The 12,074-nt window shown below is 61.4% G+C and carries 15 protein-coding genes and 1 pseudogene; 12 read left to right on the top strand and 4 right to left on the bottom strand.

Annotated features, from left to right (window positions below; all coding sequences use genetic code 11):
* From HX846_RS16445 to HX846_RS16430, 4 genes are all read left to right on the top strand, one after another.
* Window positions 1-698 (top strand): alpha/beta hydrolase (locus HX846_RS16445; protein WP_178965729.1); only part of this gene is annotated, 698 nt, incomplete at its 5' end.
* On the top strand, window positions 695-1,021 hold the full coding sequence (locus tag HX846_RS16440) for a hypothetical protein (RefSeq protein WP_003219233.1): 327 nt from the start codon (window positions 695-697) through the stop codon (window positions 1,019-1,021). The genes HX846_RS16445 and HX846_RS16440, both read left to right, overlap by 4 nt.
* A gap of 112 nt (window positions 1,022-1,133) precedes the next feature.
* Entirely contained in the window at window positions 1,134-1,388 is a 255-nt protein-coding gene (locus HX846_RS16435) for a FlxA-like family protein (protein WP_003219231.1), read from the top strand.
* Window positions 1,389-1,597: 209 nt separating this feature from the next.
* Window positions 1,598-1,831: a hypothetical protein gene (locus HX846_RS16430; RefSeq protein WP_218645437.1), complete on the top strand. Its 234-nt coding sequence runs from the start codon at window positions 1,598-1,600 to the stop codon at window positions 1,829-1,831.
* A 28-nt stretch (window positions 1,832-1,859) separates the two neighbouring features.
* Here the strand turns inward: HX846_RS16430 and HX846_RS16425 are convergent, their stop codons facing one another.
* From HX846_RS16425 to HX846_RS16415, 3 genes are all read right to left on the bottom strand, one after another.
* On the bottom strand, window positions 1,860-2,645 hold the full coding sequence (locus HX846_RS16425) for an OmpA family protein (RefSeq protein ID WP_003219227.1): 786 nt from the start codon (window positions 2,643-2,645) through the stop codon (window positions 1,860-1,862).
* 55 nt (window positions 2,646-2,700) lie between these two features.
* The gene (locus HX846_RS16420; protein ID WP_003219226.1) at window positions 2,701-3,129 is read right to left on the bottom strand and encodes a DUF4398 domain-containing protein; all 429 of its coding nucleotides are present in this window, start codon (window positions 3,127-3,129) and stop codon (window positions 2,701-2,703) included.
* Between the two features lie 284 nt (window positions 3,130-3,413).
* On the bottom strand, window positions 3,414-3,758 hold the full coding sequence (locus HX846_RS16415; protein WP_003219222.1) for a hypothetical protein: 345 nt from the start codon (window positions 3,756-3,758) through the stop codon (window positions 3,414-3,416).
* 187 nt (window positions 3,759-3,945) lie between these two features.
* Here HX846_RS16415 and ppc point away from each other — a divergent pair, with 187 nt between their 5' ends.
* The 7 genes from ppc to HX846_RS16380 all read left to right on the top strand — a co-directional run bounded on the left by ppc (window position 3,946) and on the right by HX846_RS16380 (window position 11,172).
* On the top strand, window positions 3,946-6,591 hold the full coding sequence (gene ppc, locus HX846_RS16410; protein WP_178965727.1) for a phosphoenolpyruvate carboxylase: 2,646 nt from the start codon (window positions 3,946-3,948) through the stop codon (window positions 6,589-6,591).
* A gap of 268 nt (window positions 6,592-6,859) precedes the next feature.
* Window positions 6,860-7,507, top strand: a complete 648-nt coding sequence (gene adk, locus HX846_RS16405) for an adenylate kinase (RefSeq protein WP_102368215.1) — start codon at window positions 6,860-6,862, stop codon at window positions 7,505-7,507.
* A gap of 89 nt (window positions 7,508-7,596) precedes the next feature.
* Window positions 7,597-8,283 (top strand): tRNA (adenosine(37)-N6)-threonylcarbamoyltransferase complex dimerization subunit type 1 TsaB, encoded by a 687-nt coding sequence (gene tsaB / locus HX846_RS16400; protein ID WP_177021757.1) that lies wholly within the window; start codon window positions 7,597-7,599, stop codon window positions 8,281-8,283.
* A 160-nt stretch (window positions 8,284-8,443) separates the two neighbouring features.
* On the top strand, window positions 8,444-8,755 hold the full coding sequence (locus HX846_RS16395; protein ID WP_003219213.1) for a hypothetical protein: 312 nt from the start codon (window positions 8,444-8,446) through the stop codon (window positions 8,753-8,755).
* The gene (locus tag HX846_RS16390) at window positions 8,755-9,615 is read left to right on the top strand and encodes a DUF72 domain-containing protein (protein WP_177082020.1); all 861 of its coding nucleotides are present in this window, start codon (window positions 8,755-8,757) and stop codon (window positions 9,613-9,615) included. Before HX846_RS16395 ends, HX846_RS16390 begins: the two co-directional genes overlap by 1 nt.
* A 27-nt stretch (window positions 9,616-9,642) precedes the next feature.
* Window positions 9,643-10,470, top strand: coding sequence for an oxaloacetate decarboxylase (locus HX846_RS16385; protein WP_178911505.1), 828 nt, complete (start codon window positions 9,643-9,645; stop codon window positions 10,468-10,470).
* 3 nt (window positions 10,471-10,473) lie between these two features.
* Window positions 10,474-11,172: an extensin family protein gene (locus HX846_RS16380; protein ID WP_177020590.1), complete on the top strand. Its 699-nt coding sequence runs from the start codon at window positions 10,474-10,476 to the stop codon at window positions 11,170-11,172.
* A gap of 3 nt (window positions 11,173-11,175) precedes the next feature.
* Here the strand turns inward: HX846_RS16380 and HX846_RS16375 are convergent, their stop codons facing one another.
* On the bottom strand, window positions 11,176-11,796 hold the full coding sequence (locus HX846_RS16375; protein ID WP_177021759.1) for an energy transducer TonB: 621 nt from the start codon (window positions 11,794-11,796) through the stop codon (window positions 11,176-11,178).
* 96 nt (window positions 11,797-11,892) lie between these two features.
* On the opposite strand from HX846_RS16375, the pseudogene HX846_RS16370 reads away from it, so the two are divergent.
* Window positions 11,893-12,074: pseudogene (locus HX846_RS16370) on the top strand (SAM-dependent methyltransferase); the annotation flags it as partial.

The following is a 12,074-nucleotide window of genomic DNA, read 5'->3' as shown; positions in this document are numbered from 1 at the left end:
ACCTGCACGGCAACGGCGGCAATCTCGCCTGGCACCTCGGCGGCAGCTGGTGGCTGCCGGAGCAGGGCTATCAAGTGCTGTTGGTGGACTATCGCGGCTACGGGTTGTCCGAAGGCGAACCTTCGCTGCCGGCGGTTTACCAGGACATCGACGCCGCTTTCAAGTGGATCGACAGCGCCCCCGAAACCCAGGGCCAGCCACTGATCGTGCTGGGCCAAAGCCTGGGCGGCGCGCTAGTGGTGCACTACCTGGCGGAACATCCCGAACGTCAGCCGCAGCTCAAGGCGCTGGTACTGGACGGTGTGCCGGCCAGTTATCGTGACGTAGGACAATTCGCCCTCAGCACCTCCTGGCTAACATGGCCATTCCAGGTGCCGTTGTCGTGGCTGGTGCCGGACGCCGACAGTGCGATCAACGCCATGCCCCGGCTGACCGGCGTGCCGAAATTGTTGTTCCATAGCCTGGACGACCCGATCGTGCCGCTCTCCAACGGCATTCGTCTGTATCAGGCTGCGCCGCCACCGCGGGTGCTGCAACTGACCCGGGGTGGCCACGTGCAAACCTTTGCCGACAAGACCTGGCAAACCGTGATGCTGCGCTACCTGGACGACCCCCAGCATTTCAACGGGCTGCGCCGCCTGGGGGAAATCCCCAATTACCCGGCGGCCCCGAATTCCAACGCAGAGAACCCGCAATGAGCGAAGAACGCAACATGATCCCCCTGATCCTCACCGGCATCGGCACCATCATCGGTACCGTTGGCTGCCTGTGGTACTACGGCTATTTGCACTTCGCCAAGCCCGAGGATGCGTTGCTGCTCAGCGACTTCACCATGCTCAAGACCGTGCCGGGCGAGGATTACAAAATCTCCCTGACCCCGGCCGCCCAGGTGGCGCAATGCGTTGATGGCGTACTGGTGCTGTTTGATACCGAACAGAAAGGGCTGACCGGCGTACTGGTCAACAGCAAGAAGCAGGCAGTGCGCTGCATGGGGCAGGAAACGCCGCAATTGGAGCAGTAGCGCGAGTCAAGTGGGAAAGGTCTGGAACCATTTTAAGTGGATTGCCACAGATTCCGTACTGGCCAGCAGCGCTGGATCGGTTATCTCGGATACTTAATTTGGAGTCACTTGAATGGACATTCCTCGCGTAAACAACTCGTCTTCCCCATTCACTGCCGGTGCGGGGGGAGGTGATTCGCGACTTCAGCAATTGGAACAAGAGATTCAGAAGTTGAAGAACCAGATCGCCCAAGGAGGCGGTGGTGCACAGGGCGCGCAGGGCGAAGAAAGCCTTGAGGAAAGGCTCAAGAGGCTCGAGGCGGAGCTGGCCCAACTCAAAGGGCAGGCGGCTCCGGAGCAGGATAACTCGGCGCCAGTAAGCTACTGACCCGATGCTCTTGAAGCGCACTGGGACCTCTTGATTCCTGGCCTGCAAATAAAAGAATCCCGCCATTTGGCGGGATTTTTCATGCGGCCTCAAACGATCATTCAGCGACGGAGCGGGCGGCGTGGTGTGCGGGCTGGGCCCTCCGGTGCAGTCGTAGTTGATGATGGAAATATCTGGAACCGTATTGCGTAACGCACCACAGAAGCGATGTGATTTACACGAGTCGGGGCGAGAAGGTGGCGATAGATATTGCTGCAATAAGCAACATGGTGAACATGCCCAGGGGGCACGAGAAGCTGGAAATGCTCGACGCCGAGGATCATAAGCTCAAGCACTTGCTCGACAAGCTGTCGGAACATGGCTACGGCGGGAAGATAGAGCTACCAGCCGAGGATCCCAACCGACCTGTCCGGTTCGACGACCCGAAAAAAAACCCACAGTAACGTGGGTTTTTTTTCCAGCATCAATCGATCAGTTGGCCATCGAAGAACGTGGCTTGACCGGCTGGTTGTCGTTGGAGATGGTCACTTCAACGCGGCGGTTCATGGCGCGGCCCGAAACGCTGCCGTTATCGGCAACCGGGTATTCCTTGCCATAGCCCTGGGTCACGATGCGCGAGATATCCACACCCTGGTTGGCCAGTGCGCGCTGTACGGAAGCGGCGCGGCGCTCGGACAGGCTCTGGTTGTACGAGTCGGAACCGGTGCTGTCGGTGTAGCCTTCGACAATCACTTTACGGTCCGGGTTATCGCGCAGGAACTGCGCCAGCTTGGTGATATTCACCAGGCCGCTGGACTTGAGGTCTGACTTGTTGGTGGCGAACAGCACGTCACCAAAGGTCACCAGTGTGCCGCGATCAGTCTGCTTGGCGTTCAAGCTGTCTTGCAGTTGCTTGATCTGCGCGTCACGGGCCTGCAGCAGGGCGCGGGCACGTTCGTCACCGGCGTTTTTCAGCTTGGCTTCGGACTCACGCAGGACGATGGTGTCCTTGGCCACTTCAACGCGCTGGTTGGTCAGGTAGGCCAGTTGGTCGACCTTCTTCTGGTCTTCCTTGTCGCGGTAGGCCTTGTCAGCCTTGTCCAGCCAGTCGCTGGCGTCTTTGGTTTCCAGCGCCGCTACCTTGGTGGCTTGCGGGTTGGCTTGCAGGGCCGAGAAGTTGGTCCGAGCATTTTCCAGGTTCTGGTTCGGCGGGGTGGAGCAAGCCGCCAGAGCAACGCTCATCGCCAGCAGGGCAGGGATCATCAATTGTTTACGCATAGTCGTGTCGTCCTTTCAATTCGGTTTCGGGTGCAATGCAATCAGGGGCGGCGGCTTATTGTTGCGGCTGGATCACAGCCGGGCGCATGCCTTCCTGACGCAGCTCCTGAACAGCTTTCTGGGAATCCTTCACAGCCTGTTCGGCCTTGGCAGCCTGGGCTTTACGCTCTGCTACGCGAGCGTCCCACTCGGACTGTTCGGCCAGGCGACGGGCTTCGTCGTAGTTCTTGTCGTGCATGGCGATTTCAGCTTGCTTCAGTTTGTCCTGGGCAGACTTCATCTCCACGGCTGCGAACTCGGTACCGCCGGCGCTGACAGCGCTGTTCACCGCAGATTGGGTAACAGCGTATTGCTCGGTCGGCGGGTTGCCGGCGCAGCCAGCCAGTACGAAGCTGGTGCCGATTGCCAGCGCGGCCAATTTAAGCCCGCGCAGGTGGTTAAACGAGGTTTTGGCAGTGCTGGTCTTCATCGTCTTCAACTCCATTAGGTAACTCCTGAAAAACATCAAATCCATCTCCGGCTTGCAGTGTCTGCGGGGCCCGGCGGTTAGCTCAGGACGCCTATTCAAACGGCTGTTCCAAGTGATGGCTTACTGGCTGTGACCGGAGGCTTTTTTGAATAGTTCAGCGAAGATGGCGATTTGCCTAAAAAAATATTTGACTGAACGGTCAGCGTTTAAAAGTTGGAACTTTTGCATGGCGCAGCGGTATCCAGGGCCTGTGGGAGGCCCTGAATACGGGAGGTTAAGGGGTTCGAGGCGCAGGTTTACTAGTGTTTCTGCTTGTCGGACTGAGCTGACAAATCGTGTAGGTAACGCCGTGACAGGCTGAGAAAACGTGGGGTTGGGCCGACATCCTCATACAGCGGATCGCCTTCCTCATCGGTGGCAATCACCTGCTTGCCCTTGATATAGGGAAAGCTCGCTTCCAGCTCTTCGAGGGCTGCGCCAATCAACTCGCCGAGCAGTTCTTCGGTATGGCGTTTGGGGTACATCTCGGAGATCGCCGCCAGCCTGGCGGCGGCTTCCACGTCCAGATGGATGGCGTATTCGGTTTTGGTCAGGCGACCCTTGGCGTTTTCTTCCCAATGCTGGGCCAGTTCTCGGATTTTCATGGCAACCTCAATGGAGCCCACGGTACGCGGGCGATGATGAGTGACCAGCCGGCCAGCGCGGATAACGCTGCGGCTTACTGTTGAGACTAGCTGCAACTCACAAGGTTTAAAGTTCCTTGTAAGACGTCGCCGTGGGCGGCACTCTTGAAGATCAAAGCGTTCCGGATTTTCTGCTGGAGATTGGCTGATGAGCGATATCGATGCACGTTTGCGTGAGGATGTTCACCTGCTGGGTGAACTGTTGGGCAACACGATTCGAGAACAGTACGGCGATGAATTCCTCGACAAGATCGAGCAGATCCGTAAAGGCGCCAAGGCCGACCGCCGTGGCGCAGCCTCGGAGCAGGTGGCCGGCGAAGAGCTGAGCGCCAGCCTCAATCAACTCAAGGAAGACGAACTGCTGCCGGTGGCGCGGGCCTTCAACCAGTTTCTCAACCTGGCCAATATCGCCGAACAGTATCAGTTGATCCACCGCCGTGATGAATCAACCCCGGCGCCGTTCGAGTCGCGGGTGCTGCCGGAACTGCTGGCGCGCCTGCAGAGTGAAGGCCACAGCAGCGAATCCCTGGCGCGCCAGTTGGGTCGGTTGGAAATCGAACTGGTGCTCACCGCTCACCCCACCGAAGTCGCCCGCCGCACCCTGATCCAGAAATACGACGCCATCGCCGCACAACTGGCCCTGCAGGATCACCGCGACCTCACCACCGCCGAGCGCGAGCAGATCCGCAATCGCCTGCAACGCCTGATCGCCGAAGCCTGGCACACCGAAGAAATCCGCCGCACCCGGCCCACGCCGGTAGACGAAGCCAAGTGGGGCTTTGCGGTGATCGAGCATTCGTTGTGGCACGCCATCCCGAATTATTTGCGCAAGGCCGATCACGCTTTGCATGCCGCGACCGGCCTGCGCCTGCCTCTGGAGGCCGCGCCGATTCGCTTCGCTTCCTGGATGGGCGGCGACCGCGACGGCAACCCCAACGTCACCGCCCCGGTCACCCGCGAAGTGCTGTTGCTGGCGCGCTGGATGGCCGCTGACCTGTACTTGCGCGACATCGACCACCTCGCCTCCGAACTGTCGATGCAACAGGCCAGCCCGGCATTGCAGGCCAAGGTGGGTGACAGCGTCGAACCTTACCGGGCGTTGCTCAAGCAATTGCGTGAGCGGCTGCGCGCCACACGCCAATGGGCCCACACCTCGTTGACCAGCACCACGCCGGCGCCCGCCGATGTGCTGCAAAACAACCGCGAGCTGCTCGAGCCGCTGGAGCTGTGCTACGAGTCGCTGCACACCTGCGGCATGGGTGTGATTGCCGACGGCCCGCTGCTGGACTGCCTGCGTCGGGCTGTGACGTTTGGCTTGTTCCTGGTGCGCCTCGACGTACGTCAGGATTCCACCCGCCACTGCGCGGCCATGACCGAAATCACCGACTACCTGGGCCTTGGCCGGTACGAGGATTGGGACGAAGAGGCGCGCATCAGCTTCCTGATGAAGGAACTGGCCAACCGTCGCCCCTTGTTGCCGGGCTACTTCAAGCCTTCGGCAGACACCGCCGAAGTGCTGAACACCTGTAAGGAAATCGCTGCCGCACCGGCTGCGTCCCTGGGTTCCTACGTCATCTCCATGGCCGGCGCCGCGTCGGACGTGTTGGCCGTGCAACTGCTGCTCAAGGAGTCCGGCGTACAACGGCCGATGCGTGTGGTGCCGTTGTTCGAGACCCTGGCTGACCTGGACAACGCAGGCCCGGTGATCGAGAAACTGCTGCTGTTGCCGGGTTATCGCGCCCGCCTGCAGGGCCCGCAGGAAGTGATGATCGGCTACTCGGATTCGGCCAAGGACGCCGGCACTACCGCCGCCGCCTGGGCGCAATACCGGGCCCAGGAACGGCTGGTGGAAATCTGCCGCGAACAACAAGTCGAACTGCTGCTGTTCCACGGTCGTGGCGGCACCGTAGGCCGCGGCGGCGGCCCGGCTCACGCGGCGATTCTGTCGCAGCCTCCTGGGTCGGTGGCGGGGCGTTTCCGCACCACTGAGCAGGGCGAGATGATCCGCTTCAAGTTCGGCCTGCCGGACATCGCCGAGCAGAATCTCAACCTGTACCTGGCGGCGGTGCTGGAGGCAACCTTGCTGCCACCGCCACCACCGGAGCCGGCCTGGCGCCACTTGATGGACGAATTGGCCGCCGACGGTGTCAGCGCTTACCGCGCCGTGGTGCGGGAAAATCTGCAGTTCGTCGAGTATTTCCGCCAGTCCACGCCGGAGCAGGAACTGGGTCGCTTGCCCCTGGGCAGTCGTCCGGCCAAGCGCCGGGCTGGTGGCATTGAAAGCCTGCGGGCGATCCCGTGGATCTTCGGCTGGACCCAGACCCGCCTGATGCTGCCCGCCTGGCTCGGCTGGGAAGCGGCGTTGAACAATGCCCTGGAGCGTGGCGAAGGCGAGATGCTGGGGCAGATGCGCGAGCAGTGGCCGTTCTTTCGTACCCGCATCGATATGCTGGAAATGGTGCTGGCCAAGGCCGACGCCGATATCGCCCGGCTGTATGACGAGCGATTGGTGCAGCCCGATCTGCTGCCATTGGGTGCGCACTTACGCGACCTATTGTCGCAGGCGTGCAGTGTGGTGCTTGGCCTGACTGGCCAGTCTCAGCTGCTGGCCCACAGCCCCGATACGCTGGAGTTCATCCGCCTGCGCAACACCTACCTGGATCCGTTGCACCTGCTGCAGGCCGAATTGCTGGCCCGATCGCGGCAACAGGAAGCGGCACAGGACAGCCCTCTGGAACAGGCGCTGCTGGTGTCTGTGGCCGGTATTGCCGCTGGTTTGCGCAACACCGGCTGACATTTATGGCGTGTTCTCAATAGCTTGCAGATACCCCGCGCCGGTCGCCGTAAAATTGGCGACCGGCGTTTTGCTGTCAGGGTTGTACCTGCCTATAAAGCCAGCGCGGCGCGGGTTTCTCCTACTTTCGGCGGCTTGTGTGGTTTGGGCCTGCTGTGTATCTTGATCAGCCTTTGGCCGTTTGTGCGGCCTGGACCCAAAATTTCCGAGATTGGCCCCACGCGGCGAATCCGAGCGTCATCTCTATAAAAAATTGAGGAGCACATCGATGCGCGTCATTCTGCTGGGAGCTCCCGGGGCCGGTAAAGGTACTCAGGCAAAGTTCATCACTGAAAAATTCGGCATTCCACAAATCTCCACCGGCGACATGCTGCGTGCGGCCGTCAAGGCCGGCACCGAGCTGGGCCTGATCGCCAAGAGCGTGATGGACAGCGGCGGCCTGGTCTCCGATGACCTGATCATCAACCTGGTCAAGGAACGCATCAGCCAGGAAGACTGCAAGAACGGTTTCCTGTTCGATGGCTTCCCGCGCACCATTCCCCAGGCTGAAGCCCTGGTGAAGGCCGGCGTCGAGCTGGACAACGTGGTGGAAATCGCCGTTGAAGACGAAGAGATCGTGCAGCGTATTGCCGGTCGTCGTGTTCACGAGGCCTCGGGCCGCGTCTACCACATCGTCTACAACCCGCCGAAAGTCGCGGGCAAGGACGATGTCACCGGCGAAGACCTGGTGCAGCGTAAGGACGACACCGAAGAGACCGTGCGTCATCGCCTGTCGGTCTACCATTCCCAGACCAAGCCGCTGGTGGACTTCTACCAGAAACTCTCGGCCGCCCAGGGCAAGCCGAAGTACAGCCACATCGAAGGTGTGGGTTCGGTTGAAGCCATCACTGGCAAAGTACTGGAAGCGCTGATCTGATCGTTCATCCGCTTGATTGACAACGGCCCGCTTGCGGGCCGTTGTTGTTTATACTGACGCACTTTTTTTCAACGTGGATGCATACACCGATGAGCACCTTGCTGGCCCTGGACACCGCGACTGAAGCTTGCTCCGTTGCCCTGCTGCACGATGGCAAGGTTACGAGCCACTACGAGGTGATCCCGCGCCTGCACGCGCAGAAGCTGTTGCCGATGATCAAGCAATTGCTGCTGGACGCGGGCACCACCTTGTCGGCGGTGGACGCCATCGCATTCGGGCGTGGCCCGGGCGCGTTCACCGGCGTGCGCATCGCTATCGGTGTGGTCCAGGGCCTGGCATTTGCGCTGGAGCGTCCGGTGTTGCCGGTGTCCAACCTGGCGGTGCTGGCGCAGCGGGCATTTCGCGAACACGGCGCCAACCAGGTCGCGGCGGCCATCGATGCGCGCATGGATGAAGTGTATTGGGGCTGCTACCGCGAAACCGCTGGCGAGATGCGCCTGGTGGGGGCTGAAGCTGTGCTGTCGCCTGAAACGGCGGCCTTGCCGGCTGATGCCTGCGGCGACTGGTTCGGTGCCGGCACCGGCTGGGGCTACGGCGAGCGCATTGGCGTGACGCTTGCCGGCCAGGATGCCGGGATGCTGCCCCACGCCGAAGACCTGCTGGCCCTGGCACGCTTTGCCTGGGAGCGAGGCGAGGCGATTCCGGCGGACCAGGCGGCGCCCGTGTACCTGCGGGATAAAGTGGCGCAGACCAAGGCTGAACGCGGGATTATTTGACGTCAAAAGTGCGGGCAATTTCAGGAAAAAATAGCCAATCGTCAGAATTTGCCCGTGCTTTTAAACCTTTTACCAATTATGTGTTCTAGTTATCACCAGAGCATTTGCGCGCCATGGAAAGCGCCACTAAAATGCCATCACCGATACCGAGTTCGCATGTATGCGCATAGACGGCTTTTCATCACAGTCCTACCCCCTCAAGCGCAAGCCTCGCAAGGCGAACGTGACGGTAGACGACTCCGTCGAAGACTCGCCCGATTTTGTTGAAATCCAGTCTGACAACACTGCTGTTTCAACCCGTTCCCAGGGTTCCGGCGGTGCACGCACCAGCGGCGTTCCTGCCCGCCAGCAAGACATGATCTTCCCGCGCTCCATGAGCAAAAACGTCGCCAATGCCCTGGCCAGCTACCTGACCACTGCCGGCTTTGTCGAATGGGATATGGAAGTGCTGGGCCTCGATATCCATATCTGATGTTGTTGCCTTACTACCTCGGTTGTCCGTCCTGGAGTGAAAACGCCTGGCGCGAATACCTGTATCCCGCCGACGCCCGCTCCAGCGATTACCTCGCCCTGTATTCCCAGGTCTTCAACGCCGTTGAGGGCAACACCACCTTCTACGCCCGTCCTTCCGTCGCTACCGTGCAGCGCTGGGCTGAAATCATGCCCGAGCATTTTCGCTTCACGGCCAAGTTTCCGGGGGATATCAGCCACAGCGGCAACCTGATCGAGCAGTTGCCGGCGGCGGAAAGTTTCCTGGGGTTGATGAGCCCGTTGGGCGAGCGTATTTCGCCGTTGTGGCTGCAGCTGCCGGCCAGTTTTACCCCGCAGCGCCTGGGTGAGTTGGCCGGGTTTATCGACGGGCTGGAGCGACCGTTGGCGGTGGAGGTGCGTCACTCGGAATTTTTCGCCAAGGGCGACGCCGAGCGCAGTCTCAACCGCTTGCTGCGCGACCGCGGTGTCGAGCGCATCTGCCTGGACCCGCGTGCGTTGTTCAGTTGCACCTCCACCTCGGCAGCCGTGCTGCACGCCCAATCGAAAAAGCCCAAGGTGCCGCCTCGCCCGGCGGCGCTGACGCAGTTTCCGCAAGTGCGCTTTATTGGCCATCCGGAGTTGGAAGCCAATGATCCGTTCCTGGTGCCCTGGATTGAAAAGGTCGCCGGCTGGATCGAAGAGGGTCGCACGCCCTATGTCTTTCTCCACACCTCTGACAATCGCCTGGCCGCCCAACTGGCTTTGCGCTTTCACGAAAAGCTGATGGTGCGTTTGCCCGGCTTGCCGGCCTTACCGCAGATTCATCGAGAACCCGAAGCGGAGCAACTGGGGTTACTCTAAGGCTCCTTTTCCCGACAGGAGTCAGTCATGGATGCCCAAACCCTTCGCGCCGAAACCTTCAAGGCCCTGCATGAGCGTGACCGCGCGTTCGTGATGCCCAATCCATGGGATGCTGGCTCTGCAAAAATGCTCGCCAGCCTGGGGTTTGAAGCCCTGGCCACCACCAGCGCCGGCTTTGCCTTCAGCCTCGGCCGCCCGGATGCCGAAGGTGCGTTGTCCCTGGAAGACACCTTGGGCAATGCCGGGGCGATCGTCCAGGCGACCTCGCTGCCCGTCGCCGCCGACCTGGAAAACTGCTTCAGTGACACCCCTGAAGGCTGCGCCAAGACTATCCTGCGGGCGGCAGCGACTGGGATTGTCGGTGGCTCCATCGAAGACGCCACCGGAATTGCCGTCGACCCGATCTATCCCTTTGACCTTTCCGTGGAGCGCGTCGAAGCCGCAGTCGCCGCTGCCCGCAGTTTGCCATTCCCCTTCACCCTGACCGCCCGCGCGGAAAACCTCCTGCATGGCCGGCTGGATTTGCCCGACACCATTCGCCGCCTGCAGGCCTACGCCGAAGCTGGCGCCGACGTGCTCTATGCACCGGCCCTGCGCAGTGCCGAGGAAGTATTGGCGGTGGTCAAGGCGGTTGCACCCAAGCCCGTGAATATCTTGATGTCAGGCGCCCTGAAACTCAGCGTGGCGCAGTTGAGCGAGATGGGCGTCAAGCGCATCAGCGTCGGCTCGGCCATGGCCCTGGCGGCTTATGGCGAGTTCTTCAGGGCGGCCCAGGAGGTTCATGAGTTGGGCACGTTTACCTTCACTGAGCGCTCGATGCCGTTCAACCAGGCCAATCAACTGTTCAAGGGCTGAGGCGTGCGTTTCTTCAAGGTGCTGGGCGTGCTGCTGGTGTTGGCAGGTGGTGTGTTGGTTGGCGTGTGGCGGGGCTGGGTGCCGCTGCCCGATGAGTGGAACCCGTGGGCGCCGCTGGACGTGCGGGCAAGCCCGAACCTGCTGACCCGATTCAAGCTTGGGCGTTTGCAGGATGATCCCGCCCTGTGTGACCAAGTGCTGAAGACCTCCGGGCTGCGGGTCGCCCATCAGGCGGACAGCCCTGCCGACGCGGCTTGCCCGCTGCGCAATACATTGCGGGTCCAAGGCGCTGATGTCGGCTTGAGCAGCAGCTTTCTCGCCAGTTGCCCGCTGGCCGTGGCGTTCGCCCTGTTCGAGCGCCATAGCCTGCAACCAGCGGCCCAGGCGGTGTTTGGCCAGGCAGTGACGCGGGTCGATCACCTGGGCAGCTTTGCCTGTCGCAATATCTACAACCGCGCCAACGGACGACTCAGCCAGCATGCGTCGGCCAATGCTGTGGATATCGCCGGGTTTCGCCTGGCGGACGGGCGCACCATCAGTGTGCTCAAGGATTGGCCGGGTGACGGCGAGCGTGCGCGCTTCCTGCGGCAAGTGCGCGACGGCGCCTGCAAGGATTTCAATGTGGTGTTGAGCCCGGATTACAACGCCGCCCACCGTAATCACTTTCATCTGGACATGGGTCGGTGGTGGGTATGTCGCTGAGGGTCAGGCGGCCAGGCGCAGGTTGTGCAGGATCAGCGGACGCGCCCAGCGGCTGTCGAAATCCAGGGCTTTCTGTTGCTCAACCAGCTCTTCTGCCGGGAACGGTGGCGGTGGTGGTGGCAGCAGGTCCAGTTCGAATTCGGCGATCGGCAAATGCAGCGGGCGTGGTTGCGGCGCCGGACCCGGTTCGGGCAGCGGTTGGCCGGCGGCCAGGACGATCGGGCGCACCCAGGCGCTTTCGAAGTTTTGCTGCTTTTGCTGGGCGACCACTTCTTCCGCCGGGTACGGTGGCGGGGCCGGTGGCAGCAGTTCCAGTTCGAATTCGGCGATGGGCAGGAACAGCGGCTCGGGCGGGGCGATCTCGGTGTCTGTCACATCACAGGCGCGCTGGGTGACGATCTGCGACAGCAGGTCACTGCCTTCGCTGGGTTCTACCGCCGGGTCCACAGGTTTCGTCACCGACTTGGCGAGCGCGCCCGGCGTGTCGCCGAGCTGTTCGGCCAACGCCTGGGCGAAGAAGTCCTGCCACACATGACTGACGCCGGCCAGCGCTTGGGTATTGCGCAGGCCGAAGTGGTTGTGGGTCGGCAGTACACCGGTGAATAGCGAAGGAATGTCTGACATTTCTCTCGATCGTCGCTCAGCTCTGGCAAAATGCCGGATCCTTTTTTTTATCGGCCGCTTTTTGCCGATCCTTAATATTTTTGAGCGTAGTCACCGATGAGCGAACAACCAGCGGCCAGCCGCATTCGGGTCGAGGCCTTGGCCGAAGGTTTTCAGGCGCGTGCGCAGCACTGGGCCGAGCAGCTGGGGTTGCCTTTGCAACTGGATGAGGCGGACTTTGCCTTGCAGGTGGGGGAGCAGGGGCTGCAGTTGCAACAGCTGGGGCCTGAGGCGCCGGG

The sequence above is a fragment of the Pseudomonas sp. K5002 genome, assembly GCF_013386655.1.
In the GTDB taxonomy this organism is placed as follows: domain Bacteria; phylum Pseudomonadota; class Gammaproteobacteria; order Pseudomonadales; family Pseudomonadaceae; genus Aquipseudomonas.
Note: the sequence above shows the minus strand (reverse complement) of the source record. Positions and strands in the feature narration are given on the sequence as shown.

Coding starts and splice junctions, on each gene's coding strand:
- HX846_RS16440 (WP_003219233.1), top strand. CDS start 695: ATGAGCGAAGAACGCAACATGATCCCCCTGATCCTCACCGGCATCGGC.
- HX846_RS16435 (WP_003219231.1), top strand. CDS start 1,134: ATGGACATTCCTCGCGTAAACAACTCGTCTTCCCCATTCACTGCCGGT.
- HX846_RS16425 (WP_003219227.1), bottom strand. CDS start 2,645: ATGCGTAAACAATTGATGATCCCTGCCCTGCTGGCGATGAGCGTTGCT.
- HX846_RS16420 (WP_003219226.1), bottom strand. CDS start 3,129: ATGGAGTTGAAGACGATGAAGACCAGCACTGCCAAAACCTCGTTTAAC.
- HX846_RS16415 (WP_003219222.1), bottom strand. CDS start 3,758: ATGAAAATCCGAGAACTGGCCCAGCATTGGGAAGAAAACGCCAAGGGT.
- ppc (WP_178965727.1), top strand. CDS start 3,946: ATGAGCGATATCGATGCACGTTTGCGTGAGGATGTTCACCTGCTGGGT.
- adk (WP_102368215.1), top strand. CDS start 6,860: ATGCGCGTCATTCTGCTGGGAGCTCCCGGGGCCGGTAAAGGTACTCAG.
- tsaB (WP_177021757.1), top strand. CDS start 7,597: ATGAGCACCTTGCTGGCCCTGGACACCGCGACTGAAGCTTGCTCCGTT.
- HX846_RS16395 (WP_003219213.1), top strand. CDS start 8,444: ATGCGCATAGACGGCTTTTCATCACAGTCCTACCCCCTCAAGCGCAAG.
- HX846_RS16390 (WP_177082020.1), top strand. CDS start 8,755: ATGTTGTTGCCTTACTACCTCGGTTGTCCGTCCTGGAGTGAAAACGCC.
- HX846_RS16385 (WP_178911505.1), top strand. CDS start 9,643: ATGGATGCCCAAACCCTTCGCGCCGAAACCTTCAAGGCCCTGCATGAG.
- HX846_RS16375 (WP_177021759.1), bottom strand. CDS start 11,796: ATGTCAGACATTCCTTCGCTATTCACCGGTGTACTGCCGACCCACAAC.